The sequence below is a fragment of the Xanthomonas sp. WHRI 7065 genome (assembly GCF_040203115.2).
Classification (GTDB): Bacteria; Pseudomonadota; Gammaproteobacteria; order Xanthomonadales; family Xanthomonadaceae; genus Xanthomonas; species Xanthomonas arboricola.
The window spans coordinates 3846721-3873520 of sequence record NZ_CP168194.1; the positions used below are offsets into that span (position 1 = coordinate 3846721).

The window sequence follows — 26800 nt, forward strand, 5'->3', positions numbered from 1 at the left end:
TTCCAGCAGTGGACGTGACAGCGCGCACATGGCAGGCCCTGGCATGCCCTATGCTTATACGTCACCCCATCCATCTGCGCGCGCATGAGCACCGTCCTGTCCGACCCAGCGGCCGAGCCCCTTCCCTGCGCTGCCAAGCCGCCGAGCGAGGCATTGCGCCTTCAGGCGCTGCGCAGTTACGGCATTCTCGACACGCCGCGCGAGGCCGCCTTCGAAGACATCACCAGGCTGGCCTCGATCATCTGCCAGACCCCGATCGCGCTGATCAGCCTGGTGGATGCCGAGCGGCAGTGGTTCAAGAGCGAACTCGGCATGGGCGAGCGCGAAACGCCGCTGTTCAAGTCGATGTGCGCACACGCACTGCTCGACAGTGACGTGCTGGTGGTGCCGGACACCCGCGAGGATGTGCGCTTCGCGCGCAATCCGTTGGTGACCGGCGAGGCGCCGTTGCATTTCTATGCCGGTGCCGTGCTCAAGACCAGCGAAGGTCTGCCGCTGGGCACGGTTTGCGTGCTCGACCGCCAGCCGCGCCAGCTCAGTGCCGAACAGGTCGATGCGCTGCGCGCACTCGCGCGCCAGACCATGGCACAGCTGGAGCTGCGCCGCGCGCTGCAGGTGGCCGAAGAATCCGACCGCTACCGCAGTCGTCTGATGGCCATCGCCGGGCACGACCTGAAGACCCCGCTGCGCACCGCCGCCTACGCCATCGACAAGATGCGCCGGCATGCCAATGTCGATTCCGTCCCGACCCTGGTCACCGCGCGCGATGCGATCAATCTGGTGGCGCGCAACCTCGACGAGCTGGCCACCCTGGCGGCCGCCAGCGAGACCGCCACGCCGGATCTGCAACCGCTGGCGCTGGAAGATGTGCTGCATTCGGTGCTGGGTGTGTGGCGGCAACCGGCGATCGACAAGTGCCTGGCCTTGCGCCATGTGCCCACCTCGCTACGCGTGCGCAGCCACCCCACGCTGCTGACCACCTTGCTCGGCAATCTGATCGGCAATGCGGTCAAGTACACCGAACGCGGGCGCGTGCTGGTGGGCGTCCGGCGTCGCCCCGGCCATGCGGTGGTGGAAATCATCGACAGCGGCATCGGCCTGAACCTGGACCACCCCGAACAGGTGTTCCAGGCCTTCCGCCAGGCCGACCCACGCAGCGACGGGTTGGGCATCGGCCTGTGGATCGTGCACCGCACCGCCGAGACCCTGGGCTGCGAAGTGGATGTACGCCCACGCCCAGGCGGCGGCACCTGCTTTTCGGTACGCATTCCGCTGGCCTGACCAGCGCGCTCGGCAGCGCCGGGCCAGACCGAGTCAGCGCAGCAGGTGGGCGCTGCTTGCCGGCATTGCGTAGACCGGCAACGCCATGCAGCCGATGCCGCGCAAAAAAAGGCGGACCCGGGCTCCCGACCCGGATCCGCCGCCAAGCACGCCAGGTCTCTCCCCAGGGACCCGGGTGCGCCAGTCGCTCCATTCGCGCAACGGTGATGCGACAGCGCTAGCAACCGCTTGGCGACACTGACAAACAAACCGGAGATGCGATGTGCCGCATCGCCGGTCCTGCGCCGTCCACCCCTAGACGTCCGAGAGTGTCGCGTGATGGTTGCTATAAGGATTTACGACAGCGCAGCGCGCAACTTGATGCGATCAGACCACCCCGCCGCCACGGCCCTGACAGCTGTAGGGAGAATCACCGACAGCGCGCATTTCGGCGAGCGCGCACCGCTTCACAAGTGATTGATAGAAGAAGGGTTTTCAAGAAAGCGGACGCTGCAGCGCAGCATTCCGGTGTGCGTTCGCAGGCTGTCTCAGAGCCCGGAATCGGCCGCATCCTGGCGCGCGAACCAGTCCGCCGAATGCACCTCTTCCGTCGCAACCTCCAACAGCTGGCGCAGCACCGCCAGCGGAATCTGCACCTGGGTGCCGTTAGCCTGCAGTTCCACCCACAGCGACTCGTCCCGGGAATCGGCCAGCACCGTCAGTACCGCATGCTCGCGGCCCTCGACGCTTGCTGACAGCTGCAAGGCCATACCGCCGTCCTGGTCGGGCGACCACAGCCGGCTAAGGGGCGGACGCAGTGGCTCGGTCATCGGTTGCAGTGCCTCACAGTGGCGAACAGGGATCGCGCGCAGCAGTACTCCCGGCGCACAGGTCGCAGTGTACGAACAGTCGCCATCGATTCCGCACGCTGCCGCCGGCATGACGCAGTTGCACAGTTGCTGCGTGGACGTACTTGCGGTGTGTGTCATGCCGGTACGCGCGCAGCGCCCGCAGCCGAAACCGGCAGACATCTTCTGCGGGTCGATCGATGCGGGATGCCGCATCCGCTCTTCACCGCAACTGATTCGCAGGCCACGCCTTCGCTTTTCCTGCAGACACCGGCACCACTCGGTGGTGCTTGCACGCGTACCGGCCTGGGACCTTATGCGGCATGGATGCCGCAGAAGAGCCTACATGGACGTACTTGCGGCGTGTCCCATGCCGGTACGCGTGCAAGCGCCCCTCAGTGGCCGAAGCATTCCCCCGGACACAGCAGACGTCGACAGCAGACGTCGTGAGCAAGCGCGCTGGATGCGCGCAGCAATCTTCGGCAGGCAGCTCAGCTGGTAATGGTCTGGGTCAGCGATTCCCAGGTCGGCGGCAGCGGCCAGGCCGGGGCCTGGTTGCCGTCCAGCACGCGGCGCAGGTCGCGCTTGTCGATCTGCGGCGCCAGCACGTGCACCAGGTCCAGAGCGTAGTCGCGCAGCACGCGGTCGCGCGGCAGCACTGCCCAGGCGATGCACTCGGCGATCGGCGCCGGTGCCGGCCAGGCGCGCAGGTCCTCGTCGCTGGCGCTCACCGCCATCTCCGCCACCAGCCCGACGCCCAGCCCGGCACGCACGTAGGTCTTGATCAGGTCCGCGTCCAGCGCAGTCAGCGCGATGCTCGGCTCCAGCCCGACCTGGGCGAACGCGCGCTGCAGCGACGAGCCCGGCCGCGTGGAGGATTCGTAGCTGATCAACGGGTGCTGCGACAAAGCCTGCATGTCCGGCGCGGTGCGTGCCTGATCCAGCGCATGGCCGCGCGGCACGATCACCAGCCGGCGCCAGCGATACAGCGGCACCGCGATGCCGGCGCTCGGTTCGCCGCCGGCGGTGCTGACCACTGCGATATCCGCATCGCCCTGGCTGAGCAGATCCAATGCCGCACTTTCGGCGGCCTGCTGCAGGTGCACGCTGACCTGCGGATAGGCGTGCTTGATCTGCGCCACCGCCGGCGGCAGCACGAAACGCGCCTGGGTGTGGGTGGTGGTCAGGGTCAGCTGGCCCTGGCTCTCGCGGCGCTGGTTGGCCGCGTAGGTGCGGATGTTGTTGGCTTCCGACAGCACCGAGCGCGCGCGCTCGATCACTTCCACACCGGCCGGCGTCACCGCATCCAGGCTGCGCCCCTTGCGCACGAACAGCAGAAAGCCCAGTTCGTCCTCCAGCTGCTTGAGCTGCTTGGACAGACCGGGCTGGGTCGCATGCACACGCGCGGCGGCGAGCGTGATGTTGAGCTCGGCATCGGCGATGGCGACCAGATAGCGAAGTTGGGTCAGCGTCATGGGCTTATATCCAAAAAAGCGCGAGGCGCCACGAAGGACTCGACTGTAGAGGAGTTCTGCGGGCCAGCTTATAACCGAACGCTATTTTCAGGGTGTATGAAGTCATTTCCGACCGCTATATGCCGGCGTTACGGTCTGGCCCTCCCCTCTCGATGCGCTGGCCGTGCCCTCTGTGTTCCCGCTTCTTGCCGACCTGCGTGGCCGTGCCGTCCTGGTGATCGGCGGCGGCGCCGAGGCCGAGCACGCCACCTCCGCGCTGCTGCAGGCCGGCGCCGTCCCCTTGGTCGGCGCGCCGGAACTCAGCCCGCAACTGCGCGACTGGGCGCAGGCCGGGCGGCTGCGTTGGCTGGTGGGACGGTTCGAGCCGGCATGGCTGGAGCTGCCCGATCAACCGGTCTGGCTCACCATCGCCGCCAGCACCGCGCCGGACCTCAACGATGCCTTGCGCACCGCAGCCAGCGCGCGCCGCCTGCTTACCCACGACGCCACGCCCGCCGCGTCGGCAGCGCCGCCCGCACGGCCCCCCGTGCCGCGCCCTGCGGTCGGCCGGCTCTCCCCCGGCAGCGTGACCCTGGTCGGTGCCGGCCCCGGCGACCCCGGCCTGCTCACCCGGCATGCCTTGCGCGCGCTACGGCAGGCCGATGTACTGCTCTACGATCGCCTGGTCAGCCCGCAGATCCTGCAACTGGCCCGACGCGACGCGCTGCGCGTGGAAGTCGGCAAGGCCGCCAAGGGCCACAGCACGCGCCAGGAGCAGATCCACGCCCTGATGCGCGAGCACGCGCGCGCCGGGCGCCGCGTGGTGCGGCTCAAGGGCGGCGACCCGTTCGTGTTCGGCCGCGGCGGCGAAGAGCTGGAATTCCTGCGCGCGCACGGCATCGGCTTCCAGGTCATTCCCGGCATCACCGCCGCGATCGCCTGCGCCGCCTATGCCGGCATTCCGCTCACACACCGCGACCATGCGCAGTCGCTGCGGCTGATCACCGCGCACTGCAAGGATTCGCTGGACACGCTGGACTGGCAGGCGCTCGGCCAGGAACGCCAGACCCTGGCGTTCTACATGGGCGTGGCCGGCCTGGACGGCATCCAGCAACGCCTGCTGCAGGCCGGCCGCGCACCCACCACCCCGTTCGCGCTGGTGGAAAACGGCTCGCGCCCGCAGCAACGCGTGATCACTGGCACCCTCGCCAGCCTGGCCGCCACCGCGCAGCAGCACGCCGTGCGCGCCCCGGCGTTGCTGATCCTGGGCGAGGTCGCCGGGCTGGCCGCCAGCCTGCACTGGTTCGGCGCAGCGCCGCTGACCGCGCAGCCTCCCCCGCACTCACCCATCGCAACGCCCGACGCGCCCACACTCGCCCACGCAGCCTGATTCCGACGGAGACCCCATGGCCCTGTACGACAACATCCTCGACACCATCGGCCGCACCCCGGTGGTCAAACTCAACCGGCTCGCGCCCGAGCACGTGACCCTGTACGTCAAGGTCGAGTCGTTCAATCCGGGCGGCTCGGTCAAGGACCGCCTGGCGCTGGCGATCATCCTCGATGCCGAACAGCGCGGCCTGCTCAAGCCCGGCGATACCATTGTCGAAGCCACCTCCGGCAATACCGGCGTGGCGCTGGCGATGGTGGCCGCCGCGCGCGGCTACAAGTTCGTCGCCACCATGGTGGAAACCTTCTCGATCGAGCGCCGCAAGCTGATGCGCGCCTATGGCGCCAAGGTGATCCTGACCCCGGCCGCCGAGCGCGGCAGCGGCATGGTGCGCAAGGCCAGGGAGCTGGCCGAGCAGCATGGCTGGTTCCTGGCCAGCCAGTTCGCCAACCCGGCCAATCCGGCCTACCACCGCAATACCACCGCGGCCGAAATCCTGCGCGACTTCGCTGGCCACCGGCTGGACCATTTCGTCAGCGGCTGGGGCACCGGCGGCACGCTCACCGGCGTGGGCGAAGTGCTGCGCGTGGCCCGCCCGGAAGTGCGCATCACCGCCACCGAACCGGCCGGCGCTGCGCTATTGCAGGGACAGGACTGGAAGCCGCACAAGATCCAGGGCTGGACCCCGGACTTCGTGCCGGAAGTGCTCAACCGCGAGGTCGCCCACGAAGTGCTGAGCGTGGAAGACACCGACGCAATCAGCGTGGCCCGCCGTCTGGCCGCCGAAGAAGGCATCTTCACCGGCATCTCCGGCGGTGCCACCGTCGCCACCGCCTTGCGCGTGGCCGAAAGCGCGGTGCCCGGTGCGGTAGTGCTGGCGATGTTGCCCGACACCGGCGAGCGCTATTTCTCCACGCCGCTGTTTGCCGACATCAACGAAGGCTCCGACGACGACTGGCTGGCCGGTCTGCCCTGACGATCGCACAGCGTTGGTTTGCACGCACAGGCCGCGCCCACAGCGCGGCCTGTGTGTTTTGGTTGATCCAGTCATCGCGCCGGCCTTCCCCGCACTTCCCAGCATGCACACGCGTGGGGCCGCAGAGACGTCCGATGGCACTGCGCACTAGAACACCGGCGTCGCACCTTGCCGGCGCCACCTGAATCCTTCGACCCTTGGCCGTGGATCGATGACCACGGACCGGTGTTGTGGCTCCTCGTGTGCAGCACAACGCGCACTTCGGCCCGCGTGTACTCCCGTCCATGTCAAGGAAACGTTAGGATGGCGGCCGATGCAGGGAGAACCGTCGTGAGCAACCAGCCGTATGGACACAGCGACACCCGCGTTTCGCGGGCGCCATGGCTGGTCAAGATCACCTCGCCTGCGCACTTCGCGCTGGCCCTGGGCATGGGCGCCTGGCTGCAGAGCGCACTGCAGCTGCCATTGCCCGCGCCAACGCCGTTGGCCTGGATCGAGCTGGCCGGCGGCATGATCGCCTGTCTCGGCCTGGCGCTGGCAGTGAGCTGCTTCATCCTGTTCGCGCGTCGGCGCACCACCATCATGCCCAGCGGCCATCCCTCACGGCTGGTGCTGGAGGGCCCGTATCGCTTCACCCGCAACCCGATGTACCTGGCGCTGGTGCTCAGCTATGTGGGCCTGTGCCTGCAGCTTGGCCTGCTCTGGGCGATCGCCTTGCTGCCGCTGCCCTGGCTGGCCTTGCAGCTGTATGTGATTCCGTTCGAAGAGGCGCGCCTGCGCAACGAATTCGGCCGCCAATACAGCGCCTATTGCGCACGCGTGCGGCGCTGGCTGTAAGCCCCCGAGCGTCGCGACATCGCTGCTCGGCGATTGAGCCGATCGATCGCATCTACGAATTCGCACGCTTGCCGCAGCACGACCGCCACAGCCGTTTCCGGCAATCGCAGCAGATGAGATGAATGGGCGATAGCGTGCCCATTCCGCAACGCGCGCCCCATCACGCGTTCCTCATGCAAATCCCATAATTATCGCGCTATGAAGATCGAAGTCTGGCAAGGCGACATCACCGAACTCGACGTTGACGTCATCGTCAACGCCGCCAACGAATCATTGCTGGGCGGTGGCGGCGTGGATGGCGCCATCCACCGCGCTGCCGGCCCGCGCCTGCTGCAGGCCTGCGAGGCATTGCCGCAGGTGCGTCCTGGTGTGCGCTGCCCCACCGGCGAAATCCGCATCACCGACGGGTTCGATCTTAAGGCGCGCCACGTCTTCCATACCGTCGGTCCGGTGTGGCGCGACGGCAAGCACAACGAGCCGGAACAACTGGCCAACTGCTACTGGCAGTCGTTGAAGCTGGCCGAGCAGATGATGCTGCATTCGATCGCGTTCCCGGCCATCAGCTGTGGCATCTATGGCTATCCGCTGTACCAGGCCGCGCGCATTGCCGTGACCGAAACCCGCGACTGGCAGCGCTCGCACAAGGTGCCCAAGCACATCGTGCTGGTGGCCTACAACGAGGCCACGTTCAAGGCCTACCAGCAGGCGCTGGCTGCGCAGGAAACCGCTGCCGCCTGACGCCTGTGCAAGGCAGAGGTTGAAGATGACGAGCGCCGCAAGGCGCTCGTTGCTTTTAGGGCTCATGCGAGCGTGGCGACCCACACAAACAAAAACGCCGGCATCGCTGCCGGCGTTTTTGCTAGGTGTGATCCGGCTCTAACGCGGCCGGCACATCGATCAGCCTTTCCACTTGCCCAGCGCGGCCAGGCCGTTTTCCTTGGCGCGCTCATAGATGATCTGCTGCGCCTTGGCGAAGTTGCCGGTCATGTGCTTGGCCCACAGCTTCAGCGCGGCCTGCTGCATTGCGCGGCCGTAGGAGAAGCTCAGCGGCCACGGCAGATTGCCGAGCTGGTGCATCTCGTTGAGGTGCGCGGTGGACTGCTCGTCGGTCTGGCCGCCGGACAGGAACACGATGCCCGGCAGGATCGCCGGCACGGTCGACTTCAGGCACATCACGGTGGATTCGGCCACTTCTTCGACGCTGGCCTGCTCTTCGCAGCCCTTGCCGGAGATGACCATCGAGGCCTTCAGGATGGTGCCTTCGAGCACGACATTCTGCTCATACAGTGCGCCGAACAGCGAACGCAGCGTGGCTTCGGTGACCTCGTAGCAGGTCTCGATGTCGTGGTTGCCGTCCATGATCACTTCCGGCTCGACCATCGGCACCAGGCCCTGCTCCTGGCACAGCGCGGCATAACGCGCCAGCGCATGCGAGTTGGCCTCGATGCAGGTGCCGGACGGGATGTCTTCGCCGATGTTGATGACCGCACGCCACTTGGCGAAGCGTGCGCCCAGCGTGTAGTACTCCTCCAGACGCGCGCGCAGACCGTCCAGGCCTTCGGTGACCAGCTCGCCCGGCATGCCGGCCAGCGGCTGCGCACCCTTGTCGACCTTGATGCCCGGGATGATGCCGTGGGCGGTCATGTATTCGGCGAACGGCACGCCGTCCTTGGTCTTCTGACGGATGGTCTCGTCGAACAGGATCGCGCCGGAAATGTAGTCGCTCAGCTTGGGCGTGGTCAGCAGCAGTTCGCGGTAGGCGCGACGGTTTTCTTCGATGTTCTCGATGCCGACGCTGGCAAAACGCTTGGCGATCGTGCTGGTCGATTCGTCGATGGCGATGATGCCCTTGCCCGGGGCGACCATGGCCTGGGCGGTTTCGGCAAGCTGTTCGATGCTCATGTAGTTCCTGTGGCAGCTGCGGGGGAGAACGAAAGTATAGCGACGAAAGTTGCAGACATTCCTTCACGGAATGCCTGCAACCGATTACACGTGTCCGGCATGGCGGATGTGTGGCGCGGCTCCCAGCGTGATGCGCACGCTGCGGGCTGCGTGCCCCGCAGGCGCACTCGCACCGCAGACCCTATCCCGCACAGCACAACGGCGACCCGCAGGCCGCCGCTGTGTCTGTACGCAACGATGTGGATGCAGCGCGTGTGTCGACCGACGACGCACGCGCTGCGCAGGCCGTGCGTTACAGCTCGCCCAGACCGCTGGCGCGGCCGTCTTCGCCCACTTCCAGCAGACGCAGCGTGTTGGTGGCGCCGTGGGTTTCCATATGCTCGCCGCTGGTGAACACCACGCGGTCGCCAGGCCCCATGCGCTCGTTCTCCACCAGCAGACGGATCGCCGCACGTGCGGCTTCGCGCGGGGTCAGGCCGCGGCTGTCGAAGCTGATCGGGAACACGCCACGCATCATCGCCATGTGGCGGCGCGCGCCATCGTGACGGGTGAAGGCGTAGATCGGCATGTTGGAACGGAAACGCGACAGGTACCGCGGCGTACCGCCGGACTCGGTCAACGCGACCACGCCGGCCAGACCGATGTGCTCGGACAGGAACATGGTCGCCATCGCGATCGCCTGGTCGGCGCGCTGCAGATTGCGTTGCGCCGCTTCGAAGTCGGTGTCGAACTCGAACTGGCGCTCGGCGCCCAGACAGATGCGCGCCATCGCTTCCACCGCACGCACCGGGTAGGCACCGGCTGCGGTTTCGGCCGAGAGCATCACCGCGTCGGTACCGTCGATGACCGCATTGGCCACGTCCAGCACTTCGGCGCGGGTCGGGATCGGGCTTTCCACCATCGACTGCAGCATCTGCGTGGCGGTGATCACCACTTTGTTCTGCGCCAGCGACTCGCGGATGATCTTCTTCTGCAGGCCCGGCAATTCGGCATCGCCGATTTCCACGCCCAGATCGCCACGCGCCACCATCACCACGTCGGAGGCTTCGACGATCTCGACCAGGTTCTCGATCGCTTCGGTGCGCTCGATCTTGGACACCAGCGCGGCGTCGCAGCCGTGCTGACGGGCGATGCGGCGCGCGTCATTCATGTCTTCGGCGTTGCGGCAGAACGACACCGCGATGAAGTCCACGCCGATCTTGGCGACGATGCCGATCAACTCCTTGTCGCGCTCGGTCAGCGCGCCCAGCGACAGGCCGCCGCCCTGCTTGTTCAGGCCCTTGCGATCGGACAGCACGCCGTCGTTGAGCACGGTGGTGACGATGCGCTGACCCTGCACTTCGGTCACCTGCAGCTGCACCAGGCCATCGTCCAGCAGCAGCACGTCGCCGGCGGCCACGTCCTGCGGCAGGCCGAGGTAGCTGACGCCGACCTGGTGCTGGTCGCCCGCAGGCGCATTGGGGTCGGCCACCAGGTCGAAACGCTCGCCGGTGGTCAGCTTGATCTTGCCTTCGGCAAAGCGCTCGACGCGGATCTTCGGGCCCGGCAGGTCGGCCAGGATACCGACTTCGGCACCGACGCGCACGGCCGCGGCGCGCACTTCGGCCGCGCGCTTGGCCTGGCCGGACGGGTCGCCATGGCTGAAGTTGAGGCGCACCACGTTGACGCCCGCCTTGAACAAGGCTTCCAGCACACCGGGCGGATCCGTCGCCGGTCCGAGCGTGGCGAGGATCTTGGTGCGGCGTTGACGTTCTTTCATGATGGCCTCCCTGTAAAAGCCGCGAAACTTAACACACGCGTCACCTACCGAGGATGGCATTGCGGCATAGCCACCCTCGTATTCCGGCATGTCCTAAAGACAGTGCGGGACAGTACGTACGCTTTCCGCAGCGCTGGCGCGCGGCGGGATGTTGCTGTGGGCTGCCACCCTAACGCGGCAGCGGTGAAGGTCCTACGGGTTGCAGCGGCGATCAGATGACGGCGAGCGGTCGTTGCAGCGCGGATGCTGCAAGACGCTCACCGCATCCGCGTGCTGCCACCCAACGACGAGCGCCGGCCGCGCTCGCCTGGTGATGCGCGCAGTTGCTCTGTTTGTCACTCTTACGACTGGATCAAGGCGCGCAACCCGGCAGGCGTGTGCGCGATCGCACCGGCACCGGCGGCACTCAGCTCGGCTTCGTCGCCGAAGCCCCACAACACGCCGATGCTGTGGATGCCGTGGTGGTTGGCGCCATCGATGTCCATCCGACGGTCGCCGATCATCACGCAGCCGGTCTTGGCGATGTCCAGCCGCCGCAGCGCTTCGGCGATCAGGTCCGGCTTGAAACGGCGTTCGCCGTCTTCGCTGGCCCCGATTACGTTCTCGAAGCACGCACCGAACGGCAGATGCTCGACGATGCGGCGTGCGTAGCGCTCGTTCTTGGAGGTCACCACCGCCAGGCGATGGCCGGCGCGGTGCAGGTCGACGACGACCTCACCGATACCGTCGAACACGCTCAGTTCGGTCCAGCCGACCGCGTCGTAACGCCCGCGATACGCCGCCAGTGCGCGCTGCACTAGCTCCGGATTGTCGGGAAAGCAGTCGGTGAAGCTGTCGCGCAGCGGCGGGCCGATCCACGCGCGCAGGGTCTGCGGCGACGGACGCGGCTGGCCCACCTCGTCGAAGGCATGCACGATGCTGGCGACGATACCCGGCTCCGAATCGACCAGGGTGCCGTCCAGATCGAAAAACAGCGTGGCTGCACTCACTTGCCGCGTGCCTCGAGCGCCGCCACCGCCGGCAAGATCTTGCCTTCCAGGAATTCCAGGAAGGCGCCGCCGCCGGTGGAGATGTAGGTGACGTCCTTGGCGATGTCGTACTTGTCCACGGCCGCCAGGGTGTCGCCACCACCGGCGATCGAGAACGCCTTGGAGCTGGCAATCGCACGCGCCAGCGTCTCGGTGCCGTGACTGAAGGGCTCGAACTCGAATACGCCGACCGGCCCGTTCCACACCACGGTGCCGGCGCTGGCGATCAGCTCGGCGTAGCGCGCGGCGGTCTGCGGGCCAATGTCCAGGATCAGGTCGTCGGCCTCCACGGCGTCGAGCGCCTTCACCGTCGCTTCGGCATCGGGCAGGAACTGCTTGGCAACGACCACATCGGTGGGCAACGGAATCTCCGCACCGCGCAGCTTCGCATCGGCGACGATCTGGTTGGCGGTGGGAATCAGATCCGGCTCGCTCAGGGACTTGCCGACGCCATGCCCGGCCGCGGCGATGAAGGTGTTGGCGATGCCACCGCCGACGATCAGCTGGTCGACCTTGTTGACCAGGTTGGACAGCAGCTCCAGCTTGGTGGACACCTTGCTGCCGGCCACGATCGCCAGCAGCGGCTTGGCCGGGTTGTCCAGCGCCTTGGCCAGCGCGTCGAGTTCGGCCATCAACAGCGGGCCACCGGCAGCCACTGGCGCGAAGCGGATCACCCCATGCGTGGAGGCCTGCGCGCGATGCGCGGTGCCGAAGGCGTCCATGACGAACACATCGCACAGCGCCGCGTACTTGCGCGCCAGCGTCTCGTCGTCCTTGCCCTCGCCGACATTCATGCGGCAGTTCTCCAGCAGCACCACCTGGCCCGGCGCGACGTCCACGCCGTCGACCCAGTCGCGCACCAGCGGCACGTCCACACCCAGCAGCGCAGTCAGGCGTGCAGCCACCGGCGCCAGCGAATCTTCTTCGCTCCAGCTGCCTTCCTTGGGCCGGCCCAGGTGCGAGGTGACCATCACCGCAGCGCCCTTTTCCAGCGCCAGCTTGATGGTGGGCACCGACGCGGTGATGCGCTGCTCGGAGGTGATCTGGCCGTTGTCGATCGGCACGTTGAGATCCTGGCGGATCAGCACGCGCTTGCCGGAGAGATCGAGGTCGGTCATGCGGACGATGGACATGGGGTCAGCTCGCTAGGTCTGGGGATTGGAGATTGGGGATTCGGGATTGGGGAATCGAAAAAGCAGCTGCTACACGTGGCGCCAGTGTCTGGGCGCTGCGCGGATGGATGGCTTGGGGCAGCCATTGCACGCTGGCGTTGCGCCCGCGTGCAGGTCGCGGAGATTGCAGCTTGCCTGTCGCGCATGTCGCTGCCCGTACGGCTGGCGATGCGGGGGATGCTCGATCGAAGACGACGGGCAATGCGGCTGCCTTGGCGACGGGGGATGCCCATTGTCGGACCTTCGCGCCGCAGCGGCAAACCGCGGTGCAACGCGCGGGGTCGTCAGGGGCTGCGATCGGTTGCCGAGTTGCGCAGCAGGCTCACCGCGAAACCACCGACCAGCAAGGCACCGCCGACCAGCAGCGCCCATAGCAACCAGCGCTTCCAGTCGCGCGGTGTGGCGGCCGGCTGCAGTGCGGCATCGCCGGCCAGCGGCTGTGCCTGCGCAGCGACGTTGGCCTGCGCCGGTTGCCATTGCGCTCCGCGTTCGCGGCGCAGTGCCTGCAGCATCGAGGCCAGCGGCGCATCGCCACGTTGCAGCCGCGCGCTGCCGGCGACCACCGCATACGGAGGCTGCCCCTGGGCGAGGAACATCATCCGCTCCGGCTGATAGCCCACACGCAGCGTCGGCATCGCAGTGCTGCGCCCTTGTGCGGCGAGCAATCGCCACTGGCGATCACGCACCGGGGCCGACAGCTGTTGCGGTGGCGACGCGGCGGCGGTGCCAGTACCCAGGCGATACGCCAACCACGGCCCGGCACGTTGCAGCCATGGCGCCTCATCGGTATCGCGGCTCGCCACGGTCCATTCGACCGCCTCGGCCTGACCGCCGCTGACATCGACCTGGGTGATCGGAAAGCGCCCAGGCAAGGCATACACCACTGCCTTGTCCTGCGCAGTGCCCGGCAATTCCAGCCACAGCGATTGCGGCGGCGCCGAGACGCCGTCCAGTTCCGCATCGACCACGCGCAAGGCCGGCAACTCGCCGGACACCGGCACGATGCGCAGATAGCGCGCGCCCGCGTCCAACGCGATGCGGCGCTGCTGCAGACGCTGCGCCTGGTTGTCCAGCGCCATCACGGTGGCATCTGCGGCGAGCAGGTGCCAGTCGCGCAGATCGTCGCTGCCTTCCACGCGCAGCCGGGCCTGCACCGGCGTATTGCCGTCCCAGTCCAGCCACAGCGCGCGCGGACGATCGCGCAACGCGCTGGCATCGATCAGCCAGCTGCCACCGGCACTTGCAGCGGCAGCGGTGCCGGTGGCGAAGCGGCCTTCCAGCCGCCGCACCGCGCCACTGGCATCGCGTTCGGCGATCAGTTGCAGATCGCCGTTGGCAGGCGCTGCACCAGCCGGCAGCGCGAACAAGGGCAGGCGTTGCCGACGCGGCGCGGCAGCCGGCAAGGCATCCACCGGCAAGAGCGCGGCCGGCATCTCCTCGCCACGCGCATCGATCACCGTGACATCGCGCAGCCCCGCGTCATGGGCGCTGCGATAGATCGCCGCGTTCAAGCGCAGCTGATACATGCCGGCATCCGAGCCGGCCACCTGCAGCGGCCATTGTTGACGATAGTCCTGGCGCACATCGGCTGCCTGCGCCAGCAGCGGCACCAGCAGCAGCCATCCCCATTGCCTCGATTTCATGCCTTATCCTTGTCCACGCCATCGTCTGCGACAGCCTGCTCTTCGGCCACCGGCTGGCGCGGCGGCGCCGGTGCCAGATAGCCCACCACGGTGCACAACAGGCCATAGGCCATGAACGAGCCGATGCCAAGCAGATTGCCCAGATGCTGCCGGTCGACCAGCACCAGCTTGGCCAGCACCAGGCCCATCAACAACGCACCACCCAGCCACAGTCCACGCTGACCGCGCCGCGAGCCGATCACCCAGCCCAGCACGCCCAGCACGCTCCAGACGATGGTCAGGCTGGTCTGCGACAGGGTCGCGCCGATCAACCCGGCATCCCACGCCACGCCACCCCAGTGATGCACGCTGTGCAAGGTGCTGCCGGTGATCAAGGCCCAGCCCGACACGCCCAGCGCAGTCACCCGCCAGCGTTGCACGGCCAACGGCGCCTGCGCAGACCAGGCCCAACGCGCCAGCAAGGCCAACACCGCCAGCTGCGCCAGCTCGGCCGGGTTGAGCAAGGGCAGCCACGGCAATGGCGCCGCGCTCACCGGGTCCAGCAGCACGATCAACCAGCCGATGCCCAGCACCGCGAACACACAGCCCAGCAAGGCATTGCGTGCCCGATCGAAACCGGCACCCTGCGGCCACGCCAGCCATGGCCAGCGCAACAGACCCACTGCCGCCACAATCAGCCAGGGCGCGGCCAGCAAGGCGCAACGCCAGCCATTTGCCAGCATGTACGTATCGGCCAGCCAGGCCACGCCCAACGACACCACCAGCGGCCACAGCAGCCACCAGATGAACTGTGCGGCCATCGCGCCGGCGCCGTGCTGCCTGCGCAGGCACCACAGCGCGCGCGTGCCAGCCACGGCGAACGCCAGCCAGGCCAGCGCCCCCCAATGCGCGAACGGTTGCGTATGCGCATGGCTTTGCCACAGCGCCAACGGCGCGGCCAGCGCCAGCCCGAACATCGCCGTCCACACCAGCGCCGTCGCCGGGCGACGCCGGTGCACCTCGGCTGCCAGCCACACGCTGAGCGCGACAAAGCCCAGCAACAGATCCGGCTCACTGCGCAGATCGCCGGCAAAGCGGAAGATCTCGTGCACACCGCACAGCGCCCACCAGCCCAGCCCCCACAGATACGCCACCAGCGCGCGGCGCGGCTGCCCTGCGTCGCGCAGGAACCAGGCACTGGCCCAGCCGGCCAATGCAAGCAGCAAGGTACTCATGCAGGTGGCGTTGGCAACGGCCACCGTGTCGTAGCGCCACGCATCCACACCGAAGGCGACCCCGACCGCCGCCAGCAACTGCAACGCCACCCCGCTGAACTGTGGGATGCGACGCTGTTGCCGCAGCCCCAGCCACAACAAACCGACGCCTTCGAGCGTGAAGACGCTGGCGGTCGCGCGCGCCGACAAGGCCAGCGGCACCGCCAGGGTCGCAAAACCGACCGCCAGCATCGCGTGCGCCTGGCCCAGCAGGCGCGTGGAGGCACGCCGCAGCAACCAGTTGGCCAGGCCGGCGTACAGCGCAGCCACCGCCAGCGCACACAGCGCCAACGGCAGGCGCTCGCCATCCAGCAGGCGCGCCTGCAACGCGAAGGCCACCAGCGGGGTACCGAACAACAGGCTGCCGTCGATGAGCTTGCCCGCGCTGCCATCGCCACGCCGCGCGTGCAGTACCGGAATCGCCACATACATGGCGAAGAACAACAGCAGGAACGGCTCGGTCGTGGCGAATTTCGCCGGGGCGTATTGCAGCGCACCCCACAGCGTGCCGATGCCGAAGGTGAAGGCGAATCCGAGCAGGTTCAGCACCCGCCACGGACGCGTCCAGGCGATCGCCACGATGCCGGCATTGAGCACCGCGTAGTACGAAAACAGCGCGACATGATTGCCGCTGCCGGTGGACAGCCAGATCGGCGCAAGGAAGCCGGCCAGCACACCCAGCACCGCCAGCGTGCGCGAATCCTGCACCACCGCCAGCACGCACATGCCGGCAATCAGCACCACGCTGATGCCCATCGCCAGACCCGCGCCGAGCAGCCCGTACAACTTGAACGCGGCAAAGACCGTCAGCAGCAAGCCGCCAATGGCGCCGCCCTGCAACGCCAACGCAAAGCCCGGCCGCTGCAGCCGTTGCTTCCAGCCGAAGACCAGGCCGACGAGCGCCAGCACGCTGATACCTGCCAGCCGCAGCTCGATCGGCATCCGCATCCAGCCCTGGTCGCTGGCGTACTTCAACAGCGACGCCACGCCGGCCAGCAGCACCAGCATGCCGACCTTGACCGGCACATTGCCCTCGGTAAACCAGCGCTTCACTGCGCTGGCCACGCGCGCCAGCGGGCCCGGCCCGGAGGGCACGTCGTGCGCTTGCGGCTCGAACTCGGCAGGCGCAGCGATCAGGAGCGGCGCTTGCACTACGCTGCGCGCCGCCGACGATGCGGGAGCTTCTGCCGGCAATGATGGCGGCACTGGCAGTGGTGCGGCCGGCGACTGCGTCGGCGCGGCTTGCAGATCTGCTGCGCGCGGCAGATCAGGCTCGCCGGAGGCAGACATACCGACGTCGGACGCCTCTTGCGGCTCCCACGCCCCGGCAGGCGATGGCGTTGGCGCTGACCTGTGCACCGCCGCCGCGTCCGCACCTGCTGCGCCGCTGGCCTGCCATTGCGCAAGCCGCTGTTCCAGCGCATCCACGCGCCGCCGCAGCCCGGCGATCCACACCAGGGCGATCACCAGCCCTACCGGCACCGCAAGCAGCAACAGCACCACCGTCACAATCATCGTTTCCAACGCACAACCCCTGAGTCGGCATCCGGCCGAATGCGCGAACCATACAGGCTCAGGCCGCGTCTGGGCAGCCAATCACTGGCTGAAGCGCAGCGACGCGATGCCGTTGGCGCCGCCTAGCCACACTGGCTACTGGCACGGACATGCACCCAAAAAAACGCCCGGAAAAACCGGGCGTCTGATACTTATTCGCGGTAGCCGCTGTCGTTCTTGTTATGGATGATCCAGATCAGGTTGCCGCCGGTGTCCATCGACTTGCCAGCGAACACCAGGCGCCCCTGGCCCTTGTAGGCCATCTCGTAACGGTAACGGTCGCCGCCGAAGAAGAACGGGATAAACGCCTTGCCGGTCACGTAGGAACCCTGATCATTCGGCTGACCAATCAGGTCGGTGACCTGCTTCATCGGCATACCGATCTTCAGCTGGGTGAACTTGCTGTCAGGCGCCGGCTTGCCGGTGATCTCGCCTTCGTAATCGTTGATGCCCTTGACCGTCTCGCCATAGCCAGCCTCGACATCGGCCGACTTGATCACCTCACCATCGGCATTCATCCAGGCCGGCGTACCGGTCTGCTTTTTTGCTGCCCAACTGGTCGACGGAGCCGACACTGCAAACACCACACCGAGCGCCAATATGCCCGCCAGAAATTTACTCATGAGTTTTGTTCTCTCGATCCATGGAGTTCCCCGATCCTTCGTACACGACACGGGAACGACCGCCGTGCCAGCAAATTAGCGCACGTGGGCCTCTCAAAGTCCACTTTTCGTACTGACGACGACGCTGCGACGGTACATGCACACATCACATTCCGGCAGGCACAAAACGAAAGGCCCCGGCATGCCGGGGCCTCTACGCATCGCGTGAGCGCGAGGTTTACTTCGCGACAACCCGCACCATTTCCAGGCACTTGTTGGAATAGCCCCACTCGTTGTCGTACCAGGACACCAGCTTGACGAAGGTCGAGTCCAGCGCGATGCCGGCGTCGGCGTCGAACACCGAGGTGCAGGTTTCGCCGCGGAAGTCGGTGGCCACGACCTTGTCTTCGGTGTAACCCAGCACGCCCTTCAAAGCGCCTTCGCTCTGCGCCTTCACTTCGGCGCAGATCTCGGCGTAGGTGGCCGGCTTTTCCAGTTCGACGGTGAGGTCGACCACCGACACGTCCGAGGTCGGCACGCGGAAGCTCATGCCGGTCAGCTTCTTGTTGAGCTCAGGGATCACCACGCCCACGGCCTTGGCAGCGCCGGTGGAGGACGGGATGATGTTTTCCAGGATGCCGCGCCCACCGCGCCAATCCTTGTTCGACGGGCCGTCCACGGTCTTCTGCGTCGCCGTGGCCGCGTGCACGGTGGTCATCAGGCCGCGCTTGATACCCCACTTGTCGTTGATCACCTTGGCCAACGGCGCCAGGCAGTTGGTGGTGCACGAGGCGTTGGAGACGATCGCTTCGCCCTTGTAGGTGTTGTCGTTGACGCCGAACACGAACATCGGCGTGTCGTCCTTGGACGGTGCCGACAGGATCACCTTCTTGGCGCCCGCGTCGAGGTGCTTTTGCGCGGTTTCCTTGGTCAGGAACAGGCCGGTGGACTCGATCACCACGTCGGCGCCGACTGCATCCCACTTGAGGTTGGCCGGATCGCGTTCCTGGGTCAGGCGGATCTTGTTGCCGTTGACGATCAGCGTGTTGCCGTCGACCGACACATCGGCCTTGAAGCGGCCATGCACCGAGTCGTACTGCAGCATGTAGGCGAGGTAATCGGGCTCGAGCAGGTCATTGATGGCCACGATCTCGATGTCATTGGCGAAGTTCTGCACCGCAGAGCGCAGCACGTTGCGGCCGATGCGACCGAATCCGTTGATGCCAACCTTGATTGCCATGTTCACTAGCTCCTGCGGCCGCGATGGCGCGGCGGATGGAAAGGGACCGCCATTCTAGCAGCGTCGCACTCGTGCAGCCGTGCTGCGGCCAGCGCTGCAGCATGTGGCGCTAGGACGTTGTGCCGTGGTGCATGCGTGGTGGGGATTGGGGATTGGGAATCGGGAATCGGGAATCGAAAGGTGGGCACGCTATGTGGGTGCCGTCAATTGACACGGTGATGAGCTCGGTGCTGCCGGCGCGATGCGGTGGGGCTGACGCCTGCCTGACTTGAGGGCCCGCGACGATCTGAGGTGCGGCACGGACGCGGCAATCGAAACCACGCCTGATTTTTCGATATATCCATTTTAATTCAATCACTTACTTTTTAATTTTATACGCTGAAAGGCGTATCGATGCATATGCCGAACAGCAGCATTTCGGCGCTCCGTGGATTTCGATACTGGCCCTGCCTGCTGAGGCACCCATCCATCACAACGGAGATTCCCCATGCGTCGCACCCTTTTCTCTCTGGTTCTGGCCCTGGCCGCCACCCCGGCGCTGGCTGGCGGCGTGATGCACTACACCGAAAAGGCCTCGCTGCCCGCCGATGGTGAAGCGCGCGAAGTCGCTGCGCTGTTCGACACCTGGAATGCGGCGCTGGCCACCGGCAACCCGCACAAGGTGGCGGACCTGTACGCGCCGGACGGTGTGTTGCTGCCGACCGTCTCCAACGAAGTGCGCGCCTCGCGTGCGCAGATCGAAAAGTACTTCGAGATGTTCCTGACCAAGAAGCCGCAAGGCGTCGTCAATTACCGCACCGTGCGCGTGCTCGATGACGACAGTGCAGTGGATGCCGGCGTCTATACCTTCACGCTGACCGACAAGGACGGCAAGAAGAGCAAGGTGCAGGCGCGCTACACCTTCGTGTACGAAAAGCGCGACGACAAATGGCTGATCATCAACCACCACAGCTCGGCGATGCCGGAAGTGGATGCGCCCAAGCTCGCCAAGGTCAAGTAAGTGCGCGAGCGCTGCAGCCATCCGCTCGCTGCCTGCTCCACCGCGCACGCAGGCGGCGGCGTTCCTCCGCCGCCGCCGCCTGCGCCAGGCGCATCGCGTTGCAGACCGGACGCGATACGCCGGTGCGATCACCGGCATGGCGCAGATCGCTGCTGTCGCTGCCGGTCCCTGCTCGCATCCGCGCATGACCCGCAGCGTCCTTGCGCGGACGGATTGATCAGGATCAAGGCATCCAGCGCGCAAACAATCAAGACTTCTTCCATCCCCTGCACACAACGAGAGTTTCCATGCGCATGCGCTCTACCCTTCTGCTCGCCGGCCTGGCCGCCAGCTTCGCCAGCATCCCCGCACTGGCTCAATCCAAAGGTGACTGGACCGTTGCCGTCGGTGCCCATCAGGTCGCTCCCACGTCCGATAACGGCCGTCTGGTCGGCGGCACGCTGGAGGCGGACGTCGGCAAGGACATCAAGCCGACCTTCACCGCCGAATACTTCATCGCCGACAACCTGGGCATCGAAGTACTGGCTGCGCTGCCGTTCGAGCACGACATCGCGCTCCGTGGCCTGGGGCGTGTCGGCAGCACCAAGCATCTGCCGCCGGTGATCTCGCTGCAGTACCACTTCAACAGCCAGGGCAGGCTCTCGCCGTTCGTTGGCGCGGGCATCAACTACACCCGTTTCTTCAGCACCGACACGCGCGGCGCACTGGCCGGCAGCGAGCTGGAACTGGACGATTCCTGGGGCCTGGCCCTGCACGCGGGCGTGGACTACAAGCTCAGCGACCGCGGCGCGCTGCGGGTGAACCTGCGCTGGATCGACATCGACACCGAAGCGCGCCTCGACGGCAACCGCATCGGCACCGTCAACATCGACCCGCTGGTCTACGGCGTGGCCTACGTGCACCGGTTCTGAGCCCGGCAGCGTGCGCGATGCATCTCTGGCACACTTGGCGTCCAGGGACGTGAATCCACCGCCGGAGTTGCGGACAGGTTGGTCACGTCGACCGCCTGTCCGACCTATCCGGGGATTCCATGAGCATGCTGATCCGTACCGCCCTCGCCATCGCACTGGCCGCCTCGGCCGCACCCGCCCTTGCACAATCGGCCGGCCACTGGACCACTGGCTACGGCGCCGGCTATGTCTCGCCCAAGTCCGACAGCGGCAGCTTCGGCGGCACGCGTGCCGAGATCAAGGGCGCCCCGGCGCTGTCGTTCACCTACGAATACTTCCTGCGCAACAACCTCGGCATCGAGGTGCATGCCGCAGTGTCGGGCAAGCACGATCTGGAGCTTGAGGGCGTCGGCAACGTGGGCAGCTACTGGTCGGTGCCGCCGAGCGTGCTGTTGCAGTACCACATCAATGGCTACGGCACGGTGTCGCCGTTTGTGGGTGTCGGCATCAACTACACCACGTTTGTCGGCGAAGACGTCGATGACGCCTTCGGCAATGGCGACCTGAGCTTCGACGACTCGGTGGGCGCCACCGCGCATGTCGGTGTGGACTTCATCTTCAACGATCGCAGCGGCCTGCGGGTGGACGCGCGCTGGACGAATTCGCGCAGCAATGTCGACTTCAATGGCAGCCGGCTGGGCAAGGCGCGGATCGATCCGCTGACCTATGGCGTGTCGTACCTGGTGTACTTCTGAGCATGCCGCTGACGCCACGCTGAGCCGTGGCTGTGTTCGACCGGAGACGGCCATCAAACCGTCCCGGACCGATGCGTACAATTGCCGGATGAAGACCTTCTCTCCTCGCATCCTCCTTCTTGCCGCAACCGTTGTCGCGGCCCTTCAGCCCATCAGCGCCTTCGCCTGGGGGCCGCAAGGCCACCGCCTGGTGGCGCGCATTGCCGAGACCGAACTGAGCCCGCAGGCGCAAGCGCAGGTGGCGCAATTGCTCAAGGGCGAAGCCAACCCGACATTGGCCGGTGTCGCCAGCTGGGCCGACGAGTTGCGCGAGCACGACCCGGAGTTGGGCAAGCGCTCCGGGCCCTGGCATTACGTCAATCTTGGCGAGCACGACTGCACGTATGCGCCGCCGCGCGACTGCCCGGACGGCAACTGCGTGATCGCCGCGCTCGACCGGCAGACCGCGCTGCTCGCCGACCGCAGCCAGCCGCTGGATGTGCGCCGGCAGGCCCTGAAATTCGTGGTGCATTTTGTCGGCGACATCCATCAGCCGATGCATGCCGGCTACGCGCACGACAAGGGCGGCAATGAATTCCAGCTGCAGGTCGCCGGCAAGGGCAGCAACCTGCATGCGCTGTGGGACAGCGGCATGCTCAACGACCGCCATCTCGATGACGATGCGTATCTGCAACGCCTGCTGGCGTTGCCGGCGACCGCTGCGACATCGCCGGTGCTGCCACCGCCGGCTGCGGCATGGGCGCAGGCCTCCTGCAAGATCGCGGTCACGCCCGGCGTCTATCCGAGCAAGCACGTGTTGCCGGACGACTACATCGCGACCTATCGTCCGCTTGCAGAGACCCAATTGCGCGAGGCTGGCGACCGACTGGCCGCCGTGCTCAATGCGGCGCTGGCCGCGCCCTGAGATGGAGACGCCGATGCAGCCCGAGGTGCTTGCGTTCTTTCACGCCGACAGCAACACCTTCACCTACGTGGTTGCCGACGCGGCGACCGGGGCAGCAGCGGTGATCGATCCGGCGCTGGACTATGCGGCCGACACCGGCAAGGCCGGCACGCGCGCCGCGCAAGCCATCGTCGATGCCGTCGCCCACCACGGCTGGCAGGTGCAGTGGCTGCTGGAAACCCATGCGCATGCCGATCACCTGTCTGCCGCACAGTGGCTGAAGCAGCACTGGCCGCAGGCACGCATCGGCATCGGTGAGGGCATCCGCGATGTGCAGCAGACGCTTGCGCCACGTTGTACGTTACCGGACGACTTTCGTGCCGACGGCTCGCAGTTCGATCACCTGTTCGCCGATGACGAGCGCTTCGAGCTTGGCACGCTGCAGGTACGTGTCATCGCGGTGCCCGGGCATACCAGCGACAGCATCGCGTACCTGATCGGCGATGCGCTGTTCCCCGGCGATTCGTTGTTCATGCCGGACGCCGGCACCGCGCGCTGCGATTTCCCCGGCGGCGATGCACGGCAACTGTTCGCCTCGATCCAGCGAATGTACGCGCTGCCGGCGGACACGCGCGTGTTCGTCTGCCACGACTACGGCCCGGGCGGCCGTGAGGTGGCGTACCAGACCAGCATCGGCGAGCAGCGGCGCAGCAATATCCACGTGCGCGACGGCGTGGAGATCGATGCATTCGTGGCGCAGCGCCAGGCCCGCGATGCCACGCTGGCCGAGCCCAGGCTGATCCGGCCGGCATTGCAGACCAATCTGCAGGCCGGCCGCTGCGACGGCGTGCTTGGCTGACGCGCCAGCATAGCCACCACGCGGCGCATGACGCGCAGCCGCTATGATCGCTGCCTGACCCTGCTGGAGCTTCCCATGCGCACGATCGGTTTTTGGCAGCGCGCGTTCTGCGTGCTGATGCTTGCCCTGCCCGTCCTGGCCACTGCGCAGACCGCGCCGGTGACGGTGTTTGCTGCAGCAAGCCTGAAGGAATCCATGGACGAGGCCGCGGCCGCTTACGAAAAGGCGACCGGCACGCCGGTGCGCGTTTCCTACGCCGCCAGCTCAGCACTGGCGCGCCAGATCGAGCAAGGCGCACCGGCAGACGTGTTCTTTTCGGCCGACCTGGAATGGATGGACTATCTGCAGCAACGCGGCCTGGTCGTGCCGGCGCAGCGCCGCAACCTGCTCGGCAATACCCTGGTGTTGATCGCCCCGGCCACCAGCAAGCTGCGCGTGGATCCGCGCCAGCCCGGCGCGATTGCCAAGGCGCTCGGTGACAGCGGTCGGTTGGCGGTTGGCCAGACCAACAGCGTGCCGGCCGGCAAGTATGCCGCCGCAGCGCTGCGCAAACTCGGTCAGTGGGATGGAGTAAGCAATCGCCTGGCCGAGTCCGAAAGCGTGCGCGCCGCATTGATGCTGGTCTCGCGCGGCGAAGCGCCGCTGGGCATCGTGTACGGCTCTGATGCACGCGCCGAACCCAAGGTCCGCGTGGTCGCCACCTTCCCCGCCGATAGCCACGATGCCATCGTGTATCCGGTGGCTGCGTTGAAGAACAGCAGCAATGCCGGCACGGCCGCGTTCGTGCAATGGCTGGGCAGCAAGCCGGCCAGGGCGATCTTCGTTCGCCGTGGTTTTTCGTTGCAGGATTGAGGCGCGCCGTTGTCGATGTTCACCCCGCAGGAGCTGACCGCGATCGGCCTGAGTCTCAAGGTCGCCATCGTTGCGGCCGTCGCCAGCCTGCCGCCCGGCATCGCCTGCGGCTGGCTGCTGGCTCGGCGGCGCTTTCCGGGCAAGGCACTGCTGGATGCCCTGCTGCATCTGCCGCTGGTGATGCCGCCGGTGGTGACCGGCTATGCGCTGCTGGTGGCGCTGGGCACGCAGGGGCCGGTTGGCAGCTGGTTGCTGGAACACCTCGGCATCCAGTTCGCGTTCCGCTGGACCGGCGCGGCGCTGGCATGCGCGGTGATGGGATTTCCGTTGATGGTGCGCGCGATCCGCTTGTCCATCGAAGCGACCGACCGCCGTCTTGAAGCGGCCGCCGCCACGCTCGGTGCGGGCCCGTGGCGGGTGTTCTTCAGCATTACCTTGCCGCTGGCCTGGCCGGGCCTGGTCGCCGGCATGGTGCTGGCGTTCGCCAAGGCCTTGGGCGAATTCGGCGCGACCATCACCTTCGTGTCCAATATTCCTGGCGAAACCCAGACCTTGTCGTCGGCCATCTACGGGCTGATGCAGGTACCGGGCATGGAATCGGGCGTGTGGCGGCTGGCCGGCGTTGCGCTGGCAATCTCGCTGGCGGCGCTGCTGCTGTCCGAGTGGCTGGTACGCAGGCCGCATCCGCGCGAGGACGGCTGATGCTCGATATCGACCTGCAGCTGCAGCGCGGCAATTTCCAGCGGCATCTCCACATCCAGGACCAGGCGCGGGTGGTGGCCCTGGTCGGCCCTTCCGGTGCGGGCAAGACCACGGTGCTCAATGCCATCGCCGGACTCGTGCAGCCACAGGCCGGGCATATCCGCATCGACGGGCGCTGCCTGTACGACGCCCGGCAAGGCATCAACCTGCCCACGCACAAGCGCAGGATCGGCTACGTGTTCCAGGATGCGCGGCTGTTCCCGCATCTGGATGTGCGCCGCAATCTGCGTTACGGCCGGCATGCGCGTGGCACGGCGCCATTCGGTTTCGACGATGTGGTGGCGCTGTTGGGGATTGGGCCGTTGCTGCAGCGCCGGCCGCGCAATCTGTCCGGAGGCGAAGCGCAGCGCGTGGCGATCGGCCGCGCCTTGTTGTCGCAACCGGCGATCCTGTTGTTCGACGAGCCCTTGTCGGCACTGGATCAGGCGCGCCGCGAAGAGCTGATTCCCTACCTGCAACGCGTGCGCGACGAAATCCGCCTGCCGATGCTGTATGTCAGCCACAATCCCGACGAGGTGCAGCGCATCGCCGATAGCGTGCATGTGCTGGAATGAGCGCATCGGCATTGTCGATCACCGCATTCAATCAGTTGGTGTGTCCATGAAACAGTATCGAAAGCACGCATTCCCGGTGGAGCAGGCGCGCCGCTTCCTGGAACCGGGGCCGGTGGTGCTGGTGAGCTCGGCCCACAAGGGCCAGCGCGACATCATGACCATGGGCTGGCACATGGTGCTGGAGTTTTCGCCCTCGCTGATCGCGTGCTGCATCGCCCCCGGCAACCACAGTTTCGAACTGGTCCGGCGCAGCAAGCAATGCGTGATCAACCTGCCGACGGCCGAGCTGCTCGACACCGTAATCGGCATCGGCAACAGCAGCGGTGCACAGATCGAAAAGTTCGACCACTTCGGGCTGACTGCCGTGCCCGGCCAACGGGTCGCAGCGCCGGCCATCGCCGAGTGCTACGCCAGTTTCGAATGCCGCCTGCACGACGGCCGGCAGATCAAGCGCCACGCGCTCTTTGTCTGGGAAGTGGTGAGCGCGCAGGTGGCCAAGCGGCCCGCGCTTCCCAGGACGGTGCACTACCGCGGCGATGGCCGCTTCATGCTGTCCGGCGACGAAGTCTCGCGGCGGCGCCTGTTCGCCCCCGACATGCTCTGATCGCCGCGATGCGCGCGCTCAACGCGCCACCTTGCCGGTGCGCACGCTGACCTTGCCCTGCCGCACTTCGAAGGTGAACGCGAACGACAGCGTCACCGGTACCGGCTCCTGGCTGATGGCGCCGCTGCAATCGTCCAGCGCGGCCGGCTGCGCCACACTTGCGGCAAACGTGCACAGCGCGGCCGGAACGAACTGCCATTGCTGCACCGTGGTACGCACCGACTGCACCAGATCGGCATTGTCCGGCAACAGACCGGCCGCACATTCGTCGCGATCGGACATGGGGTCGACGCGCTGTACCGCGCCTTCGGCGGTCAGGATCACATGCGCGCACACGGTGGTCGGCGGCAAGCTCTGCCGTGGCGAATCGGACGGCAGCACCGGCGCATCGCTGCGCAGCGCGCGCGGCATGCGGAAGCGCTGCGCCGGCGCCAACGTGTAAGACTGGATGGAGCCGCCACCATCGCCGCCCGGTTGCGCGCTCAGCATGCGCTGGTCCACCGAATCTTCGCGCTGGCTGCGCTGCTGTTCCTGCACCCCTTGCGTTGCACATGCGCCAAGCGACAGCGCCAGGATTGCAGCGCAGGTCGGCGCGAGGGCGGCCGACAACACGTGGCGAGCAGTCGTCGGGTGGGCGTGGCAAGCGCGCAGGAACCGGCGTGTATGAGTGGTACATGCGAATGCTGGGCACCGGGCGCGCCCGCCAGACAGTTGTGCAGTCGT

At 66.8% G+C, this 26800-nt stretch carries 25 protein-coding genes and 1 other RNA gene; 14 read left to right on the forward strand and 12 right to left on the reverse strand.

What is annotated here, in order from left to right; all coding sequences use genetic code 11:
* Positions 1-84: 84 nt before the first annotated feature.
* Complete coding sequence (locus tag ABQY64_RS16040; protein WP_039525745.1) at positions 85-1281, forward strand: GAF domain-containing sensor histidine kinase; 1197 nt, start codon at positions 85-87, stop codon at positions 1279-1281.
* Positions 1282-1808: 527 nt separating this feature from the next.
* Here the strand turns inward: ABQY64_RS16040 and ABQY64_RS16045 are convergent.
* Both ABQY64_RS16045 and ABQY64_RS16050 read right to left on the reverse strand, forming a co-directional pair.
* Complete coding sequence (locus ABQY64_RS16045) at positions 1809-2090, reverse strand: hypothetical protein (protein ID WP_104623748.1); 282 nt, start codon at positions 2088-2090, stop codon at positions 1809-1811.
* A gap of 509 nt (positions 2091-2599) precedes the next feature.
* Positions 2600-3583 (reverse strand): LysR family transcriptional regulator, encoded by a 984-nt coding sequence (locus ABQY64_RS16050; protein ID WP_024938173.1) that lies wholly within the window; start codon positions 3581-3583, stop codon positions 2600-2602.
* Positions 3584-3746: 163 nt separating this feature from the next.
* Between ABQY64_RS16050 and cobA the strand changes: the two genes are divergently transcribed.
* The 4 genes from cobA to ABQY64_RS16070 all read left to right on the forward strand — a co-directional run bounded on the left by cobA (position 3747) and on the right by ABQY64_RS16070 (position 7503).
* Positions 3747-4952 carry a uroporphyrinogen-III C-methyltransferase gene (cobA, locus tag ABQY64_RS16055; protein WP_349779509.1) on the forward strand — a complete coding sequence of 402 codons (1206 nt, stop codon included), beginning with the start codon at positions 3747-3749 and terminating at the stop codon, positions 4950-4952.
* Between the two features lie 16 nt (positions 4953-4968).
* Positions 4969-5928, forward strand: coding sequence for a cysteine synthase A (gene cysK, locus ABQY64_RS16060; protein WP_349779508.1), 960 nt, complete (start codon positions 4969-4971; stop codon positions 5926-5928).
* A 330-nt stretch (positions 5929-6258) separates the two neighbouring features.
* Positions 6259-6765 carry an isoprenylcysteine carboxylmethyltransferase family protein gene (locus ABQY64_RS16065; RefSeq protein ID WP_349779507.1) on the forward strand — a complete coding sequence of 169 codons (507 nt, stop codon included), beginning with the start codon at positions 6259-6261 and terminating at the stop codon, positions 6763-6765.
* Between the two features lie 198 nt (positions 6766-6963).
* Complete coding sequence (locus ABQY64_RS16070) at positions 6964-7503, forward strand: O-acetyl-ADP-ribose deacetylase (protein WP_024938170.1); 540 nt, start codon at positions 6964-6966, stop codon at positions 7501-7503.
* 159 nt (positions 7504-7662) lie between these two features.
* On the opposite strand, the gene ABQY64_RS16075 is transcribed toward ABQY64_RS16070, so the two are convergent.
* The 8 genes from ABQY64_RS16075 to gap all read right to left on the reverse strand — a co-directional run bounded on the left by ABQY64_RS16075 (position 7663) and on the right by gap (position 18918).
* Positions 7663-8667: a class I fructose-bisphosphate aldolase gene (locus ABQY64_RS16075; RefSeq protein WP_349779506.1), complete on the reverse strand. Its 1005-nt coding sequence runs from the start codon at positions 8665-8667 to the stop codon at positions 7663-7665.
* A gap of 292 nt (positions 8668-8959) precedes the next feature.
* Positions 8960-10426 (reverse strand): pyruvate kinase, encoded by a 1467-nt coding sequence (gene pyk / locus ABQY64_RS16080; RefSeq protein ID WP_104583696.1) that lies wholly within the window; start codon positions 10424-10426, stop codon positions 8960-8962.
* A 341-nt stretch (positions 10427-10767) separates the two neighbouring features.
* Positions 10768-11415 carry an HAD family hydrolase gene (locus ABQY64_RS16085; RefSeq protein ID WP_349779505.1) on the reverse strand — a complete coding sequence of 216 codons (648 nt, stop codon included), beginning with the start codon at positions 11413-11415 and terminating at the stop codon, positions 10768-10770.
* A complete protein-coding gene (locus ABQY64_RS16090; protein WP_349779504.1) occupies positions 11412-12587 on the reverse strand; it encodes a phosphoglycerate kinase in 1176 nt (391 codons plus the stop codon). The genes ABQY64_RS16085 and ABQY64_RS16090 overlap by 4 nt, the downstream gene beginning before the upstream one ends.
* Positions 12588-12910: 323 nt before the next feature.
* Positions 12911-14269 (reverse strand): DUF3999 domain-containing protein, encoded by a 1359-nt coding sequence (locus ABQY64_RS16095; RefSeq protein ID WP_349779503.1) that lies wholly within the window; start codon positions 14267-14269, stop codon positions 12911-12913.
* Positions 14266-17046: a DUF2339 domain-containing protein gene (locus ABQY64_RS16100; RefSeq protein ID WP_349779502.1), complete on the reverse strand. Its 2781-nt coding sequence runs from the start codon at positions 17044-17046 to the stop codon at positions 14266-14268. Before ABQY64_RS16100 ends, ABQY64_RS16095 begins: the two co-directional genes overlap by 4 nt.
* 182 nt (positions 17047-17228) lie before the next feature.
* On the reverse strand, positions 17229-17699 hold the full coding sequence (locus tag ABQY64_RS16105) for a hypothetical protein (protein WP_102585122.1): 471 nt from the start codon (positions 17697-17699) through the stop codon (positions 17229-17231).
* 217 nt (positions 17700-17916) lie between these two features.
* On the reverse strand, positions 17917-18918 hold the full coding sequence (gene gap / locus ABQY64_RS16110; RefSeq protein WP_024938165.1) for a type I glyceraldehyde-3-phosphate dehydrogenase: 1002 nt from the start codon (positions 18916-18918) through the stop codon (positions 17917-17919).
* A gap of 487 nt (positions 18919-19405) precedes the next feature.
* Between gap and ABQY64_RS16115 the strand changes: the two genes are divergently transcribed.
* The 9 genes from ABQY64_RS16115 to ABQY64_RS16155 all read left to right on the forward strand — a co-directional run bounded on the left by ABQY64_RS16115 (position 19406) and on the right by ABQY64_RS16155 (position 26077).
* Positions 19406-19918 (forward strand): SgcJ/EcaC family oxidoreductase, encoded by a 513-nt coding sequence (locus ABQY64_RS16115; RefSeq protein WP_039512379.1) that lies wholly within the window; start codon positions 19406-19408, stop codon positions 19916-19918.
* Between the two features lie 287 nt (positions 19919-20205).
* Positions 20206-20829: an OmpW family outer membrane protein gene (locus ABQY64_RS16120; protein ID WP_349779501.1), complete on the forward strand. Its 624-nt coding sequence runs from the start codon at positions 20206-20208 to the stop codon at positions 20827-20829.
* Positions 20830-20948: 119 nt separating this feature from the next.
* Positions 20949-21563, forward strand: coding sequence for an OmpW family outer membrane protein (locus tag ABQY64_RS16125; RefSeq protein ID WP_349779500.1), 615 nt, complete (start codon positions 20949-20951; stop codon positions 21561-21563).
* Complete coding sequence (locus tag ABQY64_RS16130) at positions 21535-22467, forward strand: S1/P1 nuclease (protein ID WP_374151305.1); 933 nt, start codon at positions 21535-21537, stop codon at positions 22465-22467. Before ABQY64_RS16125 ends, ABQY64_RS16130 begins: the two co-directional genes overlap by 29 nt.
* 13 nt (positions 22468-22480) lie before the next feature.
* Positions 22481-23305 carry an MBL fold metallo-hydrolase gene (locus tag ABQY64_RS16135; RefSeq protein WP_349779499.1) on the forward strand — a complete coding sequence of 275 codons (825 nt, stop codon included), beginning with the start codon at positions 22481-22483 and terminating at the stop codon, positions 23303-23305.
* A gap of 75 nt (positions 23306-23380) precedes the next feature.
* Positions 23381-24157 carry a molybdate ABC transporter substrate-binding protein gene (modA, locus tag ABQY64_RS16140; RefSeq protein WP_349779498.1) on the forward strand — a complete coding sequence of 259 codons (777 nt, stop codon included), beginning with the start codon at positions 23381-23383 and terminating at the stop codon, positions 24155-24157.
* Positions 24158-24172: 15 nt separating this feature from the next.
* On the forward strand, positions 24173-24859 hold the full coding sequence (gene modB / locus ABQY64_RS16145) for a molybdate ABC transporter permease subunit (protein WP_349779548.1): 687 nt from the start codon (positions 24173-24175) through the stop codon (positions 24857-24859).
* Positions 24859-25473 carry a molybdenum ABC transporter ATP-binding protein gene (modC, locus tag ABQY64_RS16150; protein WP_016902262.1) on the forward strand — a complete coding sequence of 205 codons (615 nt, stop codon included), beginning with the start codon at positions 24859-24861 and terminating at the stop codon, positions 25471-25473. Before modB ends, modC begins: the two co-directional genes overlap by 1 nt.
* Before the next feature lie 46 nt (positions 25474-25519).
* Positions 25520-26077 carry a flavin reductase family protein gene (locus ABQY64_RS16155; RefSeq protein ID WP_349779497.1) on the forward strand — a complete coding sequence of 186 codons (558 nt, stop codon included), beginning with the start codon at positions 25520-25522 and terminating at the stop codon, positions 26075-26077.
* 18 nt (positions 26078-26095) lie between these two features.
* Here ABQY64_RS16155 and ABQY64_RS16160 read toward each other — a convergent pair whose 3' ends face one another.
* Together ABQY64_RS16160 and ABQY64_RS16165 are read right to left on the reverse strand one after the other, a co-directional pair.
* Positions 26096-26689: a hypothetical protein gene (locus ABQY64_RS16160; RefSeq protein ID WP_374151306.1), complete on the reverse strand. Its 594-nt coding sequence runs from the start codon at positions 26687-26689 to the stop codon at positions 26096-26098.
* Positions 26678-26753, reverse strand: a non-coding RNA gene (locus ABQY64_RS16165) — sX9 sRNA. Before ABQY64_RS16165 ends, ABQY64_RS16160 begins: the two co-directional genes overlap by 12 nt.
* Between the last annotated feature and the right edge of the window lie 47 nt (positions 26754-26800).

Coding starts and splice junctions, on each gene's coding strand:
- ABQY64_RS16040 (WP_039525745.1), top strand. CDS start 85: ATGAGCACCGTCCTGTCCGACCCAGCGGCCGAGCCCCTTCCCTGCGCT.
- ABQY64_RS16045 (WP_104623748.1), bottom strand. CDS start 2,090: ATGACCGAGCCACTGCGTCCGCCCCTTAGCCGGCTGTGGTCGCCCGAC.
- ABQY64_RS16050 (WP_024938173.1), bottom strand. CDS start 3,583: ATGACGCTGACCCAACTTCGCTATCTGGTCGCCATCGCCGATGCCGAG.
- cysK (WP_349779508.1), top strand. CDS start 4,969: ATGGCCCTGTACGACAACATCCTCGACACCATCGGCCGCACCCCGGTG.
- ABQY64_RS16070 (WP_024938170.1), top strand. CDS start 6,964: ATGAAGATCGAAGTCTGGCAAGGCGACATCACCGAACTCGACGTTGAC.
- ABQY64_RS16075 (WP_349779506.1), bottom strand. CDS start 8,667: ATGAGCATCGAACAGCTTGCCGAAACCGCCCAGGCCATGGTCGCCCCG.
- pyk (WP_104583696.1), bottom strand. CDS start 10,426: ATGAAAGAACGTCAACGCCGCACCAAGATCCTCGCCACGCTCGGACCG.
- ABQY64_RS16090 (WP_349779504.1), bottom strand. CDS start 12,587: ATGTCCATCGTCCGCATGACCGACCTCGATCTCTCCGGCAAGCGCGTG.
- ABQY64_RS16095 (WP_349779503.1), bottom strand. CDS start 14,269: ATGAAATCGAGGCAATGGGGATGGCTGCTGCTGGTGCCGCTGCTGGCG.
- ABQY64_RS16105 (WP_102585122.1), bottom strand. CDS start 17,699: ATGAGTAAATTTCTGGCGGGCATATTGGCGCTCGGTGTGGTGTTTGCA.
- gap (WP_024938165.1), bottom strand. CDS start 18,918: ATGGCAATCAAGGTTGGCATCAACGGATTCGGTCGCATCGGCCGCAAC.
- ABQY64_RS16115 (WP_039512379.1), top strand. CDS start 19,406: ATGCGTCGCACCCTTTTCTCTCTGGTTCTGGCCCTGGCCGCCACCCCG.
- ABQY64_RS16120 (WP_349779501.1), top strand. CDS start 20,206: ATGCGCATGCGCTCTACCCTTCTGCTCGCCGGCCTGGCCGCCAGCTTC.
- ABQY64_RS16125 (WP_349779500.1), top strand. CDS start 20,949: ATGAGCATGCTGATCCGTACCGCCCTCGCCATCGCACTGGCCGCCTCG.
- ABQY64_RS16130 (WP_374151305.1), top strand. CDS start 21,535: ATGGCGTGTCGTACCTGGTGTACTTCTGAGCATGCCGCTGACGCCACG.
- ABQY64_RS16135 (WP_349779499.1), top strand. CDS start 22,481: ATGCAGCCCGAGGTGCTTGCGTTCTTTCACGCCGACAGCAACACCTTC.
- modA (WP_349779498.1), top strand. CDS start 23,381: ATGCGCACGATCGGTTTTTGGCAGCGCGCGTTCTGCGTGCTGATGCTT.
- modB (WP_349779548.1), top strand. CDS start 24,173: ATGTTCACCCCGCAGGAGCTGACCGCGATCGGCCTGAGTCTCAAGGTC.
- modC (WP_016902262.1), top strand. CDS start 24,859: ATGCTCGATATCGACCTGCAGCTGCAGCGCGGCAATTTCCAGCGGCAT.
- ABQY64_RS16155 (WP_349779497.1), top strand. CDS start 25,520: ATGAAACAGTATCGAAAGCACGCATTCCCGGTGGAGCAGGCGCGCCGC.